This window comes from Nocardia sp. CA-120079 (genome assembly GCF_050955745.1).
Classification (GTDB): domain Bacteria; phylum Actinomycetota; class Actinomycetes; order Mycobacteriales; family Mycobacteriaceae; genus Nocardia.
Genome location: NZ_CP192088.1, coordinates 3,240,910 through 3,257,636, shown reverse-complemented (window position 1 = coordinate 3,257,636; position 16,727 = coordinate 3,240,910). Strand labels below are relative to the sequence as shown.

At 66.8% G+C, this 16,727-nt stretch carries 15 protein-coding genes and 1 pseudogene; 6 read left to right on the top strand and 10 right to left on the bottom strand.

The features are described from left to right. Positions 1-23 precede the first annotated feature (23 nt). Together ACQPYR_RS14840 and ACQPYR_RS14835 are read right to left on the bottom strand one after the other, a co-directional pair. Entirely contained in the window at positions 24-2,345 is a 2,322-nt protein-coding gene (locus tag ACQPYR_RS14840; RefSeq protein ID WP_433632522.1) for an ATP-binding protein, read from the bottom strand. A gap of 66 nt (positions 2,346-2,411) precedes the next feature. Then, positions 2,412-2,717 carry a PaaI family thioesterase gene (locus ACQPYR_RS14835; protein WP_433635132.1) on the bottom strand — a complete coding sequence of 102 codons (306 nt, stop codon included), beginning with the start codon at positions 2,715-2,717 and terminating at the stop codon, positions 2,412-2,414. Positions 2,718-3,060: 343 nt separating this feature from the next. Between ACQPYR_RS14835 and ACQPYR_RS14830 the strand changes: the two genes are divergently transcribed. Then, on the top strand, positions 3,061-3,255 hold the full coding sequence (locus tag ACQPYR_RS14830; protein ID WP_433635450.1) for a hypothetical protein: 195 nt from the start codon (positions 3,061-3,063) through the stop codon (positions 3,253-3,255). Here the strand turns inward: ACQPYR_RS14830 and ACQPYR_RS14825 are convergent. Next, the gene (locus ACQPYR_RS14825) at positions 3,252-4,112 is read right to left on the bottom strand and encodes an NUDIX hydrolase (protein ID WP_433632519.1); all 861 of its coding nucleotides are present in this window, start codon (positions 4,110-4,112) and stop codon (positions 3,252-3,254) included. The genes ACQPYR_RS14830 and ACQPYR_RS14825 overlap by 4 nt on opposite strands. Before the next feature lie 182 nt (positions 4,113-4,294). Between ACQPYR_RS14825 and ACQPYR_RS14820 the strand changes: the two genes are divergently transcribed. Both ACQPYR_RS14820 and ACQPYR_RS14815 read left to right on the top strand, forming a co-directional pair. Then, entirely contained in the window at positions 4,295-5,515 is a 1,221-nt protein-coding gene (locus tag ACQPYR_RS14820) for an acyl-CoA dehydrogenase family protein (RefSeq protein ID WP_433632516.1), read from the top strand. Between the two features lie 50 nt (positions 5,516-5,565). Continuing rightward, a complete protein-coding gene (locus ACQPYR_RS14815; RefSeq protein WP_433632514.1) occupies positions 5,566-7,044 on the top strand; it encodes a class I adenylate-forming enzyme family protein in 1,479 nt (492 codons plus the stop codon). 95 nt (positions 7,045-7,139) lie between these two features. On the opposite strand, the gene ACQPYR_RS14810 is transcribed toward ACQPYR_RS14815, so the two are convergent. Then, positions 7,140-7,904, bottom strand: a complete 765-nt coding sequence (locus tag ACQPYR_RS14810; RefSeq protein WP_433632511.1) for a crotonase/enoyl-CoA hydratase family protein — start codon at positions 7,902-7,904, stop codon at positions 7,140-7,142. 118 nt (positions 7,905-8,022) lie between these two features. On the opposite strand from ACQPYR_RS14810, the gene ACQPYR_RS14805 reads away from it, so the two are divergent. Beyond that, a complete protein-coding gene (locus ACQPYR_RS14805) occupies positions 8,023-8,649 on the top strand; it encodes a PaaI family thioesterase (RefSeq protein ID WP_433632508.1) in 627 nt (208 codons plus the stop codon). 63 nt (positions 8,650-8,712) lie between these two features. On the opposite strand, the gene ACQPYR_RS14800 is transcribed toward ACQPYR_RS14805, so the two are convergent. The 4 genes from ACQPYR_RS14800 to ACQPYR_RS14785 all read right to left on the bottom strand — a co-directional run bounded on the left by ACQPYR_RS14800 (position 8,713) and on the right by ACQPYR_RS14785 (position 12,778). Further along, on the bottom strand, positions 8,713-9,465 hold the full coding sequence (locus ACQPYR_RS14800; protein WP_433632506.1) for an SDR family NAD(P)-dependent oxidoreductase: 753 nt from the start codon (positions 9,463-9,465) through the stop codon (positions 8,713-8,715). A gap of 85 nt (positions 9,466-9,550) precedes the next feature. Then, a complete protein-coding gene (locus tag ACQPYR_RS14795) occupies positions 9,551-10,546 on the bottom strand; it encodes an LLM class flavin-dependent oxidoreductase (protein ID WP_433632503.1) in 996 nt (331 codons plus the stop codon). Between the two features lie 49 nt (positions 10,547-10,595). Then, positions 10,596-11,843 carry a cytochrome P450 gene (locus tag ACQPYR_RS14790; RefSeq protein WP_433632500.1) on the bottom strand — a complete coding sequence of 416 codons (1,248 nt, stop codon included), beginning with the start codon at positions 11,841-11,843 and terminating at the stop codon, positions 10,596-10,598. Next, entirely contained in the window at positions 11,840-12,778 is a 939-nt protein-coding gene (locus ACQPYR_RS14785; protein ID WP_433632498.1) for an SDR family NAD(P)-dependent oxidoreductase, read from the bottom strand. The genes ACQPYR_RS14790 and ACQPYR_RS14785 overlap by 4 nt, the downstream gene beginning before the upstream one ends. Between ACQPYR_RS14785 and ACQPYR_RS14780 the strand changes: the two genes are divergently transcribed. After that, complete coding sequence (locus tag ACQPYR_RS14780) at positions 12,762-13,370, top strand: TetR/AcrR family transcriptional regulator (RefSeq protein WP_433632496.1); 609 nt, start codon at positions 12,762-12,764, stop codon at positions 13,368-13,370. The genes ACQPYR_RS14785 and ACQPYR_RS14780 overlap by 17 nt on opposite strands. A 49-nt stretch (positions 13,371-13,419) precedes the next feature. Here ACQPYR_RS14780 and ACQPYR_RS14775 read toward each other — a convergent pair whose 3' ends face one another. Both ACQPYR_RS14775 and ACQPYR_RS14770 read right to left on the bottom strand, forming a co-directional pair. After that, on the bottom strand, positions 13,420-15,069 hold the full coding sequence (locus tag ACQPYR_RS14775) for an AMP-binding protein (RefSeq protein ID WP_433632494.1): 1,650 nt from the start codon (positions 15,067-15,069) through the stop codon (positions 13,420-13,422). Between the two features lie 34 nt (positions 15,070-15,103). Beyond that, entirely contained in the window at positions 15,104-15,853 is a 750-nt protein-coding gene (locus ACQPYR_RS14770; RefSeq protein ID WP_433632491.1) for an enoyl-CoA hydratase, read from the bottom strand. 114 nt (positions 15,854-15,967) lie between these two features. Here ACQPYR_RS14770 and ACQPYR_RS14765 point away from each other — a divergent pair. Next, a pseudogene (locus ACQPYR_RS14765) lies at positions 15,968-16,710 on the top strand (SDR family oxidoreductase). The last annotated feature ends 17 nt before the right edge of the window (positions 16,711-16,727 follow it).

The following is a 16,727-nucleotide window of genomic DNA, read 5'->3' as shown; positions in this document are numbered from 1 at the left end:
TATTCATTGCACTATATACGGGGTTAAAGCGCGTGACGCGCGGCACCGTGCTCGGCTATCCAGACCGCGACCTGGACCCGGGACGAGAACCCGAGCTTGCCGAGAATATTGACCACATGCCCTTCGACCGTCCGCGGAGAAATCACGAGCTTCGAGGCGATATCGCGGTTGCTGGCGCCGTGCGCGAGCAGGTCGGCGATTTCCCATTCGCGCGGCGTCAACCGCACGTTCTCGGAAGCCGCCGCCCCGGCGGACGACGCCTGGACCTCCCCCAGCGCGAAGGCGATGCTTTCGGCGACCGGTGCACGGACACCCGCCTCGAATTGCGCCCTGAACGCCCGCTCGCCCAACGCTCGGGCCGCCTGATCGCGACACCTCTCGTGGTGACGCACCGACTGCGGGTCGAACAGCGCATCGGTCGTGCGCCACAGCGCATCGGTGCTGCCAAGCAACCTTGCCGCGCGCCCATGCTCGGCGCGTGCCTCGGCGATCCACGCCAAGGTTTCGATACAGCGGGCGATCCCCACAGGGTTGCGGAATTCATTGTTCAACCGCAGGCTTTCCAACGCCTGTATCTCAGCTTCGTCGGTCCGGCCTTCGTACAAGCAGAGGTTGGCCAGTTCCCACAGTGCCTCGGCCCGATGCCAATGCTCGTCGTGCCGCTCGCACACGGCCAGCGATTCCCGACACAATCGCATCCCGGCCTCCGGGTCGCCGAGCTGGTAGACCGCCTTGCCCTTGTGCAGCAGGAGCAGCGCGAGAGCCAGCGGGTCGTCGCGCACCAGCGACTCGAGCGCGTGGTCGAAGAGCTCGATGGCCTCGGTCGAGGCTCCCAACGACATTCGCAGCACACCGAGGAAAACGGTGGCCATTGCCTCTTCGTGGGGAGCACCGATGCGCCGCGCGGTTCGCTGACCGTTGCGTAGGAGTAGCTCTGCGGACTCGAAATCGCCCTGATTCCCCGCACACTGGCCGGCTATCCACAGCAGGATCGCGCGTTCGGTGCAATCCTCGTCGAGGACGGCCAGCACGCGGTCGATCCACAGCCTTCCCTCTCCGAGTCGGCCGGTCAGCAATGTCTCGCCACCGAGACCGCTGGCGATAACCGCAGCTGCGCGAGCATCCGTAGGTTCGCCGAGACAGAAGTCGATCGCGGCCCGGAGGTTGTCGCGTTCGGCTCGAACCCATGCCATGGTGTCGTGTTGGCCGGGGCCGAACCAGTGCGGATAGCGTTCGACGAGCCGGTTACGGAAGTAGTCGCGGTGGCGCCGACGTAGGTTCTCCTCGTCGCCGCTCGCGGCGATCCGGTCCCGACCGAAGGCCCGGATGGTTTCCAGCATCCGATAACGCACCTCCGACGACTGGCGAACCGTGACGACGATCGATCGATCGACGAGCCGCGCGAGCAGGTCGAGAACGTCTTCCCGCGCGACGATGGTTCCCGAACAGATCGCCTCGGCAGCAGGCGCGCTGAAGGATCCGGAGAAGACCGTCAGCCGGGACCACAACTCTCGTTCGGCGGGGGTGCACAGGTCGTAGCTCCACCCGATCAACGAATGCAAGCTGCGCTGGCGGGGGGCGGCGAGTGCACTATCCGTACGCAGCAACTGGAATCGTCCATCGAGTCGGTTCAGTATCTGCTGCGGGGACAGATGGCGGATCCGCGCGGCAGCCAGTTCCAGGGCCAGCGGCAACCCGTCGAGCCGCCGGCACAGCCCGGCAACCGCCGCGGCATTGTCGGCCGTGAGTAAGAACCCGGGCTCCACAGCGGCAGCGCGCTCCAGGAACAGGCGCACCGCATCGCAGCGCGCCAGCTCGTCGAGGTCTTCGTCCCGCCCCACTGCCGGTACCCGCAGCGGCTGCACGGTCCGAATATGTTCGCCTCTGACCCCGAGCGGCTGGCGGCTGGTCACCAGCACCTTCAAGTGCGACGCCGCCTTCAGCAACGTGTCGACCAGTTCCGCGCATGCCTCGCTCAGGTGCTCGCAATTGTCGAGGACGAGCAACATCGCCCGATCCGCCAATTGCCGTCCGAGCAGTCCCGGCGCCCAGCGTGCGGATCTGGTGGGCAGCTCCAGCACCGATGCCACCGTGGAGGCGAGTAATTCCGGGTCCTGCAACGGCGCGACATCCACGAACCACACACCGTGCGGGAACGCGCGCTGGAGGTATGCGGCCACCTGCAGCGCCAGCCGCGTCTTCCCCACCCCGCCCGGCCCGACCAGAGTGACGAGTCTCGAGGATTCCATCGCGTGGCGGACGTCGGCCAGCTCGAGGTTTCGTCCGACGAACTCGTCCAACCGAGCGGGCAGATTGCCGACCGGCCCCTTTCGCGCGGACACCACCCAGAAGCCTCCTCATGAAGCCCGATCAGATCGGCGCCGGATGCGTCGGCACCCGACACTGTGACCTTAACCTCTCAATTCGAGAGAAGCTATCGATTCGTGCGCGGTCACCGCACCTGTCCCCCGCGCAACCGCCACCGTCCGGCCGGACCGGTCGAGAATCACGGTACGCACGATCCATAAGCGACGCCCACGCCGTTCGAGCGAAGACCGCAGCACCAGGTGCCGGTCATCCGGTGCCGGTCGGAGATAGTCGATCGTGACCCGCAGCGGCCGGCACCGAACCCCGTGACACTGCTGATACCACTCCTGAGCCTTGTGTCCCAACCCCAGCAGAACACCCCCGTGGACAGTGCCCCGATCGTTCAGCATATCGGGACGAATTTCCACCTGCACGGAGTCGGAATCGAGCGGCACCAGCCGGGCGTCCGGAGGATCGAGGAATGGCGGGCGTATCCCGGTCCGCGCCGGTTCGCCTTCGGGATCGAGGGCGACCAGGCCCGTCACTTGAGCTACCACGGTTCCGGTGTCGTCCCGGATCGTCGCGCGGCCGGTCCCCGCATCAGGTCCGGTCTCCAAAGCCTCCGCAACGATGTGGAGCGCGGTAGCGCCTGAATCCGGAGGGCCGACGTGGTCCATGCAAAGCTCGGCCATCACCCCGGCCGCTCGCCCCGGCCGCCCCCTGACCACCGCGGTCCCCACCGCGGCATCCGCGATGATCGCCAGCGACATCGAGTCGACGCGCGGCGCATCGGCCGTGGCGAGCGGTCTCAGGGGAAGCCGGAACATCACCTTCCCAGAGTCGGGGCCGGTGTTCGGCTCGGCTGATGGTGTCGGCGGACCGCACGTGCCCGCACGGTCGCCGCATTCCGAATTCGTCAGCTTTGCTTTCATCGCCACCCACTACTAGAACTCGTGCGCCGGAGGCACATCGAGGTAACGCCGACCGGCGATCTCGACGACTCTCGGTTCGATGGTCACCAGTGGCCGCGCCGCCGCGGCCGCCAGTTCGTCCACGTGGGCGAGCCCCGCCAAACTCCGGCAGGTGTGACTCGTCGGTGCCATCATCGCGAGTTCGCCCGCACGCGCTGCGTCGGCCGCCGCCCGAACCGGGAGCCACAGTGTCCGATCCGCTTCGCGCGGCAACGCCCCGATCCGCTGGCCTCGCGGCAGCGCCGCGACGAAGAAACGGGTATCGAACCTGCGGGGTTCGTGCGCCGGAGTGATCCAGTGCGCCCACGCGTGCAGCAGATCAGCCCGCAGCACGAGCCCGCGCTCTTGGAGGAACTCCCGCAACGACAACTGTTTCGCTTCCAGAGCGATGCGCGCATCCTGCAGTGCCGAGGTCGACGTGTCCGCGACAACGGTGGCCTCGTCCGGGCTGGCGAGCAATACTCCGGTTTCCTCGAACGTCTCCCGGACCGCGGCGACGACAAGGGCGCGGGCAAGCTCCGGCGGGCACCCGAGAATGTCCGACCATCTCTCGGGCGACGGCCCTACCCACGGCGTGTCGGCCTCCCTGTCGGACCGCTGCACTCCCCCACCCGGAAAAACGTGCATCCCGGCCGCGAAGGCCATGCTGGGCTGCCGGCGCAAGAAAAGTGTCTCCAGCCCGCTCGGGGAGTTGCGCAGCAGCACGACGGTCGACGCGTCACGGGCCTGGACGGCGTTGCCGTCGAATTCCGCCAACTGTTCGACACCGCGTGCCGAGAGCGGGCGTAGCGAATTCGGCCGTCCACCTGTCGCAGATCCATCCGCCGTGTTCATGTACCACCCACTCCCACCAGTTGCGGCCGGTTCGGTGCTGTCCGAGCGGGTTCCTCGGACCCCTCCCGAAGGCCGCTATATAGTTATATAATAAATCTATACCATGCTTGCGTTCTCACCCGAGGCGCACACGCGGAAGGGAACCGTATGTCCACAACGCGATCCAGCCCGGGCCATCGGGCATGAACCTCGAATATCCGCCGGACATGGCAGACTTCCGCGCCGAGATCCGAGCCTTTCTCGCACGCGAACTTCCCGGCGACTGGAGCGGCCTGGGCAGCCTGGACGAGGAAGACGCGCGCTCGTTCACAGCGTGGTGGCGTACCCGGCTGGCCGCATGCGGATATCTCACACCGAGCTGGCCGACCGACTACGGTGGCGCCGGCCTGACCCGGCTGCAACAAGTCGTGCTGGCCGAGGAGTTCGCCACCGCCGGCGTGCCGTTGAACGGTAAGAACGACGTGTTCTCGATCAAAATGATCGGCAACCTGCTGTTGCGCTATGGCACCGAGCAGCAGAAGCGGCAATTCCTCCCGCGCATCGTCAGCGGCGAAGACCGCTGGTGCCAGGGTTTCTCCGAACCCGGCGCGGGGTCTGATCTCGCCGGTCTGCGGACGCGCGCCCGCTTGGACGGCGATACCTGGGTGATCGACGGCCAGAAGATCTGGACGTCGGACGCGCGCACCGCGAACTGGATCTTCGTGCTGGCACGCAGCGATCCGGACGCCTCCCGGCACCGGGGTATCACCATGCTGCTCGTACCGATGAATCAGCCCGGTATCACGATTCGCCCGATATCGATGCTCAGCGGCGGCGACAACTTCAACGAGGTCTACTTCGATGGTGTTCGCACCGCCCGGGAGAACGTCGTGATCGGCCCCGGCGAGGGCTGGAAGGCGGCGATGGCACTGCTCGGACTCGAACGCGGCGACGAGGCGGCCACCAACCCGATCTACTTCCAGGCCGAGGTCGATCGGCTGATCGCGCTGGCGACCGAACACGGCCGCCACCGCGACGAAGCCGTCCGCGACGATCTCGCCCGTGCCTACACCCGGGCCCAGATCATGCGGTATCTCGGTATGCGAACCCTGACCGGGTGGCTGGCGGGCCGGACACCGGGCCGCGATTCGTCGATCTCGAAGTTGTATTGGAGCGAGCATCACCGCGAGGCGACCGATCTCGCGGTGAATCTGCTGGGCGCCGACGCGCTGGCCCCGACGGGCCGCCGGCCGATCCGGCACTACCGCGCGGACGACCCCGACGCCCCCAACTCGTCGGCTTCCTGGGTCGGCACCTGGATGATCGCGATCTCCGGGACGATCTACGCCGGCACCTCAGAGATTCAGCGCAACATCCTCGCCGAGTCCGTGCTCGGCCTGCCGAAGGAACCCCGGCCGTCCTGATCGGGTTCACCAGCATCTCTCGCCAGCCCCTCGCCCCATCCGGAGAGTTCATGTACGACGATTACCAGCCTTCCGCATTTCAGACCTGGACCCAGCGCGTTCTGGGCCACCTCCGTCAGGACCCGGAGCGGATCGCATTGGTCGAGGCCACACCGGACGGTCCACATACCTGGTCGCGGGCTCGGTTCAGCACGATGATCGCCGGTGGCGCCGAGTTGCTGCGCGGAGAATCGGGTACACCCGGCGAACTGGTACCGGCGCTGCTGACCACCCGGCCGAACTCGATCGCCCTACTGGTCGCGGGGGCGGTGGCGAACCGCCCGCTGGCACCCCTGGCGCCGCGGATGACCGAGCCCGAACTGGCCGCCTGTCTGACCCGGCTGGCGGGTGATCTGCTCGTCACCGAACCCGAGTACGCCGACCTCGCCACCCGCCTCGGGGCCGAAACCGGTCGGCGAGTGGTCGTGGTCGAGGGTGAACTCGCCAGCGACAGCCCGCTGGAACCGAATATCGACCCCGACCGGGTCGTGCTGGCAATGCACACCTCCGGCACGACCGGGCTGCCCAAGCGCGTCGAGGTGAAGGAATTCCCGCTCGGACGCCGGGCCGACGTCAACGGCTATCTCCTCGGTCTGGGGCCGGAGGACCGAGTCGTCACGACGTCGCTGTTCCACCATGTCGGTGGTCTCGGAAATATCGCGGTGGCACTCGGCAACGGCGTCTCGCTGGCGGTGTTCCCGGCGTTCTCGGTGGAGGCGTGGAAGGCGCTCGACACCGCGCGTCCCACCCATGCGGTGACGATCCCGTCGGTTTTCGAGATGTTGCTGTCGGCCGGAGCCCTGACATCGAGCAGTCTGCGAGTGCTCGCCTACGGTGGTGCGCCCATCCACCCGGAGACCATGCGGCGGATCCAGCACGTCATGCCGGACGCGGAATTCGTCAATCTGTTCGGTCAGACCGAGGGCTCCCCCGTGGCGGTGCTACTTCCGGAGGACCATCGGCTCGCGGCCGGCCCGCGCCCGGAATTGCTGAAGTCGGTGGGCCGGGCGGCGCCCGGGACGGAACTGCGGATCAATGATCCGGACGGAGACGGCGTCGGCGAGGTGTGGGCGCGGGCCCCGCACTCGTTCCTGGTCGATACCGAGGGCTGGCAGCACACCGGCGATCTCGGCCGGATCGACGGCGATTATCTGTATTTGGTCGGACGGCGCGGCGACAAGATCATCCGGGGCGGCGAAAATGTGTACCCGCTCGAGGTCGAACAGGTGCTTCTCACCCACCCACAGGTTCAGGAGGCGATTGTCGTCGGGGTGCCGGACCGTCGGCTGGGTGAAACCATCAAGGCCTATATCGTCGCCGCCGAAGCCGAACCCGACCCTGAGGCGCTGCGCGCCTACACTCGTGCCCGGCTCGCCGGATTCAAGGTGCCGGCGGCATGGGAGTTCATCTCCGACATGCCGCGCAATCCGAACGGCAAGATTCTGCGCCGCGTACTCGCCGAACGCGCCGCAGCGGAGGTCGGCATCTGATCGACGCCGCGCCCGTCGTTCTACTTCGATGGGCGCGGCGCGGTAGCCGGGTTCGGGTTCGTCGGGCCCGGCTACGACCGAGAAATGCTCGCTGCTTACCTGCCACGCCACACAGGCGCCCGCTTCTCGGCGAAAGCCCGGGCCCCTTCCTTCGCATCCTCCGAGAACAGCACCGGGTCGGCCACTTCCCGCTGCCGCTGCCAGCGATCGGCGCCGGCCCAATTCCGTGCTGACATGAGGATTTCTTTGCTGGCCTGAACGGCCAGCGGGCCGTTGGCGGCGATCTCCACGGCGATCTCTCGCGCACCGGCGAGCGCCCCGCCGGGTTCGGTCAGCCGGTTCACCAGGCCCCACCGGGCGGCATCCTCCGCCCCGAACGATCGACCGGTCAACGCGTACTCCATCGCGATGCCGGCCGGGATCCGTTCGGGCAGCCGCAGCAGCCCGCCACCCCCTGCGACCAGTGATCGTTTGACCTCGGGAAGACCGAACGAGGCGTCGCGCGCGGCGACGATCATGTCGCAGGCCAGGGCGATCTCGCAGCCCCCCGCCACGGCATGTCCCTCGACAGCCGCGATCAGCGGCTTACGCGGCGGGGTGATCGCGATGCCGGCCAGCCCACGTCCTTCGATCCGGGGAATTTCACCGTTCAGGAAGGCCTTCAGGTCCATTCCGGCGCAGAAGGTACCTCCCGCGCCGGTAATGATGCCCAGAACCAGCGTCGGGTCCTCGTCGAGCAGGTCCGCCGCCGCTGCCACCGCGTGCGCGGCGGTCTCGTTCACAGCGTTGCGAACCTCCGGCCGGTTCAACGTAATGATCAGTATGTTGCCAGCGCGTTCGGTCACGACCTCGTCCGACACCGGTACACCGTCCCTTCGTAGCCGGAAAATACTGAGTTAATGTATTTAGTTAATATACCTATATTGTGCGCAACAGTGCGGCGATGAGAAGCGTCGTCGAAAGGAAGGACACCCATCCATGCCACAGCCGCAGGAAGTCACGGACCCGATCCCTCCGAACTGGTGGCGCAGCAGGACCACTCCGGTACCGCCCGCCGGCTACGCGGAGATGATCGACGCGGCCCGCGAGCTGCAGGACCGGATCGCCGCCGCGGTCCCCGACGAGCACGCCGCCACCGAAGCGGCGATCGGCATCAAGCGCGTGGCCGATCTCCTCGCCCGCTTCGAGCGTGACGAATGGTCGCAGATCAGCGGGTTCTCGGCCGATCTGCCAGGCCGGGGTTCGACTCTGCTACCCCTGGTCCGCGACGTCGTCATGGACGACAAGAGCGTCCGCGGACGCGTTCGTTTCGGCCGCTTCCACCTCGGCGGCAACGGCGCCGCTCACGGCGGCACGATTCCGCTCGTCTTCGACGACTTGCTCGGCCGGCTGTCCGGGTCCGGCGGGCGCACCGTGGCCCGCACCGCGTATCTGCACGTCGACTACCGCAGTATCACGCCGGTCGAGAAGGATCTCGACATCGAGGCATGGTTCGTCAGCGAGGAGGGCCGCAAACGGATCCTGCGCGGCACACTCCGGGACGGCGCCACGCTGTGCGCCGAGGCCGAGGGGTTGTTCGTCCAGCTGCGCCCGGGTCAGCACTGACCGCCCCTTTTCAGCACCGACCGCCCCGGGTCGGTGCCGAAAAGGGTCCGCTGGACCGGTGAATCACTTACCGCCGGTCAGCATCAGGGTGTCACCGGTCATATAGGAGAGATCGTCCGATACGAGGGCGACGACGGCGCGGCCGATATCGGTCTCGCAGTCGCCCACCCGGCGCAGGGCCAGCGATTTCTGCACCGCCTCGAAACGCTCGGGGTGCTCCTCGCCGAATTCCACGGATGCCGGCGAATTAGCCACGGGCACAATGACATTCACTCGAATGTTGTAGCGCCCCCATTCCCGCGCGGCCACCCGGGACAGCCCGCGAATCGCCTCCTTCGCCATGGCATAGGCACCGAAGGTGGCGTTGCCGTCGACCGCCGTGCTCGAACCGAAGTTGACGATCGAACCACCGCCCGCGGCGCGCAGGTGCGGTAACGCCGCCTGCATTCCGTAGAGGGTGCCCATCGCACCGGAGCGCCAGCACAACTCGACGTCGGCGTCGGTGACCTGTGCGAGTGGCTGCTGAACGCTGGAGGCGGCGTTGTTCACCAGCCCGGTCAAGCCCCCGAAATGCTCGACCAGGTCCGCTACCGCCCGGTCCACCTGTGACCGCTCGGTCACATCGCAACCGAGCGCGAGCGCGGTCCCGCCGAAGCCTTCGATCTCCTTCGCGACGACCTCGCACTTCGCCTTCGTCCGACCGGCGAGGGCGACCTGCGCCCCTTCTTTCGCCAGTGCGAGGGCGGTGCCCCGGCCGATCCCCTGCCCCGCCCCGGTGACCAAGATGGTCTGTCCGGCTAGTCGTGTCCCTGTCATAAACCACTCCACTCTGGGAAACAATCAGTTGAATGTGATGCCTCTTTCAGGAAAAGCTACCCGAGGCATCGTCTATCTCAGCCCGTCATGGGACCCGGGCGGGCACCTCGAGGTGCGGCAATACCTCGGACTCGAACAACCGCAGGCTGGCCCACGCGTTTTCCGGTTCGGTCCCACCGAAGAGCGGCCGCAAGACCAGGTGCCCCTCGGGGCCGAGTTCGCGACCGATTTCGACGCAACGCTCGGGAGTGACGATCTCGTAGGCATTCCCGGCACGTAACTCGTCCACGGATGAGATCGGGGGGTACCACTCGCTTTCTCGCATCGAGGACTGCGCGATCCATCGAGCGTAGGTGTTCGCAGCGTGCAGGAGGTTCGGGCCGACCTCCGCCCACGCCACGTCGGGATCATGGGTCACGTACAGGAATGTCGGGCTGCGGGGCACCCACGGCCCGGGGTCGCGACCCAGCTTCAGGCATTCATCCCGGTAGAACTCCCATGCCTTGGGTTCCGCCGGGTCGAAGCCGTCGGCCAGGTGGGCGGCACGCCGGGAGGGCACCTCCGCCGCCCCGCCCATGATGATCGGCGGGCGCGGATGCTGGGCGGGCCGAGGGGTGACGGTCACCGTGGTGCCGCAGAAGTCGAACGGCTCGCCGGTCCAGGCGCGCTTGCAGACCTCCACAGCCTCGAGCAACCGCTCGCGCCGCTCACTCAGTTCGACGTGGTACATGTCGAATTCTTGCTTCCGGTAGCCCGCGGCGAAGACCGGGCTCATTCGGCCATTACTGACCAGGTCGGCCACCGCGATGTCCTCGGCGAGGCGGATCGGGTGATACAGCGGAGTGAGCAGGATGGGCCGGAACCGCATCCGCGAGGTACGCCCGGCGGCGGCGGCCGCGGCGACCAGCGGTGAGGGGAGGTAGTGGTCCTCCGCACCGTGATGCTCGCCGAAGTAGGTCATGTCGAAGCCGAGGCCGTCGGCCCACTCGCAGATGTCGAGCATCGTCGCTGCGAGCTCCGCCGAACTGGCGGTGACGAACTCCGGTCGGCGAAGATCGAACGAGAGGCGAAGATGGGGCATATCTACTTGTTCCTTGCGATGTCTGAGGGGTTGTGCGCCGGGAAGAGGCTCATTGCGCGGCCGGCGCGCCGACCACAAGGGGCAAGGTCGTCATGCGGACCGCGACCGACACCTCGTGCGTCAGTTCGGACAGATCGCCGACGTAGTAGTCCGGGATACGCCGATGCCATTCCTCGACGAGAACTCGGAGCTCCATCTGCGCCAGGAGCGAACCGGCGCATCGGTGCGGGCCGGCACCGAACCCCAGGTGACGTACCGGGCGGCGGTCCGGATCGAATTGGTTCGGCTCCGGGAACACGTCGAGGTCGGCGTTCGCCGCGGACAGTAGAAGCACCAGCCGGTCACCCTCCTTCCACGGGATCCCGTGGAAATCGCGGTCGGACCGAACGGTTCGCGACACCATCGGAATAGCCGGGTAGCACCGCAGCGCCTCCTCGACGAGACCTTTGACGATCTCCGGCGTTTCGTTGATGCTCCGCCGGAGCTCGGGTTCTCCGGCGAGCCGTTGGAACATGAATGTCATGGTCGATGCGGTCGTGCCCAGCGAGGTACCGAGCAGGGTGTGGCACAGCTGCAGCACTTCTTCGTCGGTGAGCGGCTTGCCGTCGACGGTCTGGGACAGCAGATAACTCGGGATGTCGTCGGCGGGCCGACGGCGGCGCTCGGCCACCACCTCCTCGAACATTTCGCGCACCGCGGCTACCGCCGCGGCCAGCTGCGTGCCGTCGGGGTCGTTGCTGGCGTTGAGTTTGCCCGGCAGCAGCCGGGTCGCGGTGATCTCGTCGGCGCGGTCGAGCGGCAGACCCATGTGCTCGAGGAAGACCTCGGCCGGAATCCGAAGTGCCACATCGGCCATGAAGTCACAGTGGCCCCGCGCGATGACCTCCTCGGCGATCTTCGCGACCGAGGCCCTGGCCCGCTCCTCGAGCTTGCGCACCACCGCGGCCGAGAGCAGTGGCCCGATCAACCGCCGGATCTTGCCATGGTCGGGCGGGTCGAGGTTGGCCGGGATATGGAAGATCGGCGGTGGGTTGCGGTAGAAGGTGAACGTTTCCCGGTTCGAGTAGGCCTCCAGGTCCTGGCTGATCATCCGGCACAGTTCGTGCCGGGTCACGACCCAGAAACCGCGTGCCGCCGTGCTGTAGAAGACATCGCCGTACCGCTGCGCCGCCAGAATCATGCCGAGTGGGTCGGCCTTGAATGCCGGATCGCTTTCCGGGTCGAAATCGACGATCGGTACTCCGGCGGCACGCGCGCGTGCCTCCGCGTCCGCCGACGCCACGATTGCTTGATTCATTTGACCTCCTGTGAGACCGGCGCGATGACGGGCGGCAACTCGCCGTCGCGCAGGGCTTCTGTGTGGGTGACGAGCATCGCCGCGTCTGCCGGGTCGGTGAAGATGCAGAAGCGACCCTCGTCGAGGGCGTGCCGAAGAACGTCGTCTGCCATCGCTCGCGGATCCGCCCCGAACCGGTCGAGGAACGCGCGGCTCGCGCGAGTCACGTCCTCCGGGATGGACGCGCTGCCGTAGTCGGCCGGGCGATTGCGCAGCGCGTCCGCCATCCTCGACCGAATTGCGCCGGGCAGTACGACCGAGACCTGCACGCCGGAACCGACATCGCGAAGATCGTGTTGCAAGGTTTCCGCGACAGCTACAACCGCATGTTTGCTGGACACGTAGGGGGCGAGCGCCGCGAGCGTGGTCGCGGCACTGTTCGAGGCAGTGATCAGGATGTGACCTGCGCCGGCATCCAGCAACGCCGGAACGAACGCGCGGATCCCGTGAACTACACCGAAGACGTTGACGTCGTAAACCCAGCGCCAGTCCGGGATGGACAGTTCCCACGCTCGCCCCCGCATGGACACTCCGGCGTTGAGGCAGACCACGTCGACCCGGCCGAAGCGGTCGAAGGTACGCGCGGAGAGCTCCATCACCGACTTTGCCTCGGTGACATCCGTGCGAACAGCGAGTACTTCCGCCCCTTGCTCACGCAGGCGTTCTTCGGCCGAGGCCAGTGCATCGCCGTCGATATCGGCGATCACCACCCTCATCCCCCTGGACACGAGGCTTTCCGCAAACCCGAGTCCGAGACCACCCGCGGCGCCGGTCACCACGGCGACTGCACTGTCGACCACATCAACCTCCAGGTCTGCACCGACCGACGGAAAATAGGTAAATAAATTAATTGGACTCTTAACTAGTAACATGGGGCGCATGGTGACGTCAATCACTCGCACACCGAAACGAACTCAGGCGCAACGCCGTGGAGCCGCCCGCGCGGCCATCATCGAGACGGCGGTCCGGTTGCTCGCCGACGGCGGATACGCGAATATGACGCTGGCGGACCTGGGTGAGCGCGCCGGCTACAGCAGAAGCCTGGCTACGCACTACTTCGGCTCCAAACCGAAGCTGCTGGCAGCAGTCGTGGAGCACGTGCTGGCACAGAATCCACTGGACGAATCCCACCGCGGATTCGCGCGCATCGAAGCCGATATCGCCGCGGTGCTCGACGGCTTGGACCGAAATCCGGACGCATGCCGCGCATACCTCGTCGTCACCTTCGAGGCGGTCACCGCGTTGCCGGAGCTGCGGCCCGTTGTTCATGCGCAGAACGTGGCGTTCCGGCGCCGGATCGAGGCCGCGTTACGGGAGGGCACAGCACTCGGCACTGTGCGCCGCGACTTGGACACCACCTTGGTCAGCACCGCTGTCATGGCCATGATCCGGGGCGTCGTCTGGGAGTGGTTCACCGACAGCTCACTGAACCTGGAGGTCTGCCGGCGAGCGCTGCTGAGTCAGGTGGCCACGCTGTGCGCCTCATAACCAGGTCCGACGGCAGATTTCGGCCCCCGCTACAGTGCGTGCCGGTGCCTCATTCCAGTGCGGTCGCCCGTTCGCGCAGCACGTTCTTGAGTACCTTCAGGCTGGAATTGCGCGGGAGCGCATCGAGGATGATCATCCGGCGTGGCCGCTTGAAGTTGGCGATACGCTCGGCCGACCAGGCCAAGAAATCCTCCTCGGTCAGCGTCGCGCCGTCCCGGATCACCACGTAGGCGACGGGGACCTCACCCAGCCGCGCGTCGGGTGCGCCCACGACCGCGATCGACTCCACGGCGGGATGCTCCCCGAGAATGCGCTCCACCTCCGCCGGGTACACATTGAAACCGCCCACCAGAATCATGTCTTTGATCCGGTCGGTGATCCTGAGGTAGCCGTCGGCATCGGAGGTCGCGATGTCACCGGTGTGCAGCCAGCCATCGGAATCGATTGCCTCCGCGGTCAATTCCGGATCCTCCCAGTAGCCCGACGTGACGTTGTATCCGCGCACCCAGAGCTCGCCGGGAGAGCCCACGGGGACGTCGGTTCCGCCCCCGTCGACGAGCCGGACCTCCACCTCCCAGGCCGGGCGGCCGACCGTATGCACGATGTGGTCGAGGTCGTCGGACGGGATCGTCGAGGTCACCAGGGCGGACGCCTCGGTAAGCCCGTAGCCGCTCCATATCGTCTCGGGGCGCAGCTCCTCCTGGATCCGGGCGGCGAGGTCCGGGGCGACGACGGTCGAGGAAGCCATGACGTTGCGTATCGAGGAGAGATCGAATTCGGACCGGCGTGGTGAGTCCAGAATGGCCTCGAACACCGTCGGCGGCCCGAACAGGATCGACACGCGTTCCTGCTCGATCCGGCGCATCACGTCATCGACATCCAGCGTTGCCTGCGGCAGGATCGCGACGCCGTGCACCAGACAGGCCATCCAACCGGCCTTGTATCCGAAAGAGTGGAAGAACGGCGGGATGATCAGATACCGGTCCGAGGGGCGGAATCCCATCAGCTTCGAGTAGTACCCGTGGGCGCGCAAAGACTGGCCGTGGGTGATGACCACGCCCTTCGGGTGACCGGTGGTCCCCGAGGTGAACATGAGATCGGACACCGAGTTGGGCCCCACCGCGTCGATGGCGGCCGTCGCCTGCTCGATCGGCAGCGCCGTACCGTCGGCGAGGAACTCCTCCCAGCCGATCCGGTCGCCGTGCGCGGTCCCGCTGAGCAGTACCGTCGCTCCCGGACGCAGCACCGCACTGCCCGGATCCGCACGAGCCAGCATGTCCAGGTAATCGTTGCCGAGAAAGCCGTCGGCGACGAACAACAGCCGTGCCCCGCTCTTGCGCAGAATGTAGGCGGCTTCTTCACCCTTGAATCGCGTGTTCATCGGTACCAGAACGGCACCGGCACCGAGGGCGGCGAGGGCGGCGAGGATCCACCGGCCGCAGTTGGGAGCCCAGATCGCGACTCGATCACCCCGCTTTACTCCCAACGCCTGCACCGCGCGCACGGCCAGCAGCATGTCGGCCTCGAGTTCGAGGAAGGTGCGGTGGCCGTCCTCACCGACAAGCGCGCGCCCGTTCGGATAGGAGACCGCGGTCCGGCGCAGAGCATTCGGGATACTGCGGCAGATGAGGTCGTAGCGGATCCGCAACTCCTGCGGGATGTACCACCAGGGGTCCGGCGGCGTGGTGCGATCGGGCATATGTCCTGTTCTTCCTCCAGGATCCGACAGGAGCCTAGGGCCGCGCCCCAATCGCGGATTTGGGAACGAGCTGCCCCCCTGCGGCCCGGCGTGCCTCCCGCTCGGCGAATTCGTGCGCCAGCGCCTCCGGCAGCGAGTGCTCGCCGCTGTACCGGTACAGCGCCAGCAATTCACGTATGACGTAAGGATCCTTCGCGGCGATGGTCTCGGCGATCCCGCGCGCGACCGGCATCAATTCCTCGTGAGGGACGACCCGGGACACCAATCCGCTGCGCAATGCCTCCTCGGCGCCGAGGACGCGCCCGGTCAGCGACATGTCCAGCGCTAACCGCGGCCCCACTGCGCGCGGCAACCGCGCAGTCATTCCTCCGCCGGGGAGGATCCCGACCGTCGCATGGGTGTCGGCGAAGCGCGCCCGGTCGGAAGCGATGAGAAGATCCAGGCCCAGCGCAAGTTCGAGCCCTCCTGTCGCGACAGCGCCGTTGATCGCCCCGATTGTGGGCTTGGTGGAGTCTGCGAGGGCGGTGATCGCGGCCGTCGCCCCCTCCGGCGGTCGCTGAGTGCGGGTGAACTCTTTCATGTCGAGGCCGGCGCAGAAGGCCGGGTCGGCGCCGGTCAGCAGAATGACGTGAACCGACTCTGCCGCCAGCGCCTCGCGCAGGCACGCCGAGAGGCCGGTGGCCAGCGCCGAGTTGATCGCGTTGCGCGCACTCGGCCGGTTCAACGTAATGGTCGCCACCCCGGCGGCCTCACTGTAGAGCACCGCGTCGTCGGTTGTTGTCATGCAATCCTCCTGACCGAGAGGGATATTATCAGATAGATAATTATTCACATTAGCCTGTCTCCTTCTTCCCGCCTTGCGTTGAGCCGCCCGCCAGCTTCTGTATACAGTTCGATCATTGAGAATTCACGTCCATCGACGGCTCGACGAGAGGGAAAATCTGTGGGCAGGCTCGACGGACGCGTCGCGTTCGTGACAGGTGCGGCACGCGGACAAGGCCGCGCGCACTGCGGGCGCTTGGCCGAAGAAGGCGCGGACATCATCGCAGTCGACGTGGCGGGCGCGGTGGATTTCACGATTACGGCGCCTGCCACGCCGGAGGAGCTGGCGGAAACGGGGCGGCTGGTCGAGCGGACCGGGCGCCGGACCCTGGTCACCCGGGCCGACGTGCGCGACCTCGAAGCGCTGACGACGGTCGCCGACGAGGGCGTGCGTCGCTTCGGCCGGCTCGACATCGTCGTCGCCAACGCCGGCACCACTGCGAACGGTCGGATGTGGGAGCTCACCGAGCAGCAGTGGGACATCGCGATCGAAGTGAACCTGAACGGCGAAGACCGGACTCGTCGGCCTGTGCCGCACACTGGCGGTCGAAGTGGCGCAGTACAACATCCGCGTCAACACGATCCACCCGAACGGCGTCAACACCGCGATGGCGGTAGGTCCGTTCGTCGACGGCGCGGCCACCCCGACGCCGACCGACTACGAATCCTGGCTCTTCAAACACGTCACCACTACCGCCCTGCCGGAGGGCATGCAAGAAGCGGAGGACGTCGCGGCCGGGCGCCTTCCTCGCCGGCGACGAATCGCGGTTCATGACCGGTACCCAGTTGCTGATCGGCGCCGGGAACCAGCTCATGTGATGCGACGGCTGTCCGAT

Coding starts and splice junctions, on each gene's coding strand:
- ACQPYR_RS14835 (WP_433635132.1), bottom strand. CDS start 2,717: ATGCTGAACGATCGGGGCACTGTCCACGGGGGTGTTCTGCTGGGGTTG.
- ACQPYR_RS14820 (WP_433632516.1), top strand. CDS start 4,295: ATGAACCTCGAATATCCGCCGGACATGGCAGACTTCCGCGCCGAGATC.
- ACQPYR_RS14795 (WP_433632503.1), bottom strand. CDS start 10,546: ATGCCCCATCTTCGCCTCTCGTTCGATCTTCGCCGACCGGAGTTCGTC.
- ACQPYR_RS14830 (WP_433635450.1), top strand. CDS start 3,061: ATGATCGCCAGCGACATCGAGTCGACGCGCGGCGCATCGGCCGTGGCG.
- ACQPYR_RS14805 (WP_433632508.1), top strand. CDS start 8,023: ATGCCACAGCCGCAGGAAGTCACGGACCCGATCCCTCCGAACTGGTGG.
- ACQPYR_RS14780 (WP_433632496.1), top strand. CDS start 12,762: ATGGTGACGTCAATCACTCGCACACCGAAACGAACTCAGGCGCAACGC.
- ACQPYR_RS14790 (WP_433632500.1), bottom strand. CDS start 11,843: ATGAATCAAGCAATCGTGGCGTCGGCGGACGCGGAGGCACGCGCGCGT.
- ACQPYR_RS14825 (WP_433632519.1), bottom strand. CDS start 4,112: ATGAACACGGCGGATGGATCTGCGACAGGTGGACGGCCGAATTCGCTA.
- ACQPYR_RS14770 (WP_433632491.1), bottom strand. CDS start 15,853: ATGACAACAACCGACGACGCGGTGCTCTACAGTGAGGCCGCCGGGGTG.
- ACQPYR_RS14775 (WP_433632494.1), bottom strand. CDS start 15,069: ATGCCCGATCGCACCACGCCGCCGGACCCCTGGTGGTACATCCCGCAG.
- ACQPYR_RS14815 (WP_433632514.1), top strand. CDS start 5,566: ATGTACGACGATTACCAGCCTTCCGCATTTCAGACCTGGACCCAGCGC.
- ACQPYR_RS14800 (WP_433632506.1), bottom strand. CDS start 9,465: ATGACAGGGACACGACTAGCCGGACAGACCATCTTGGTCACCGGGGCG.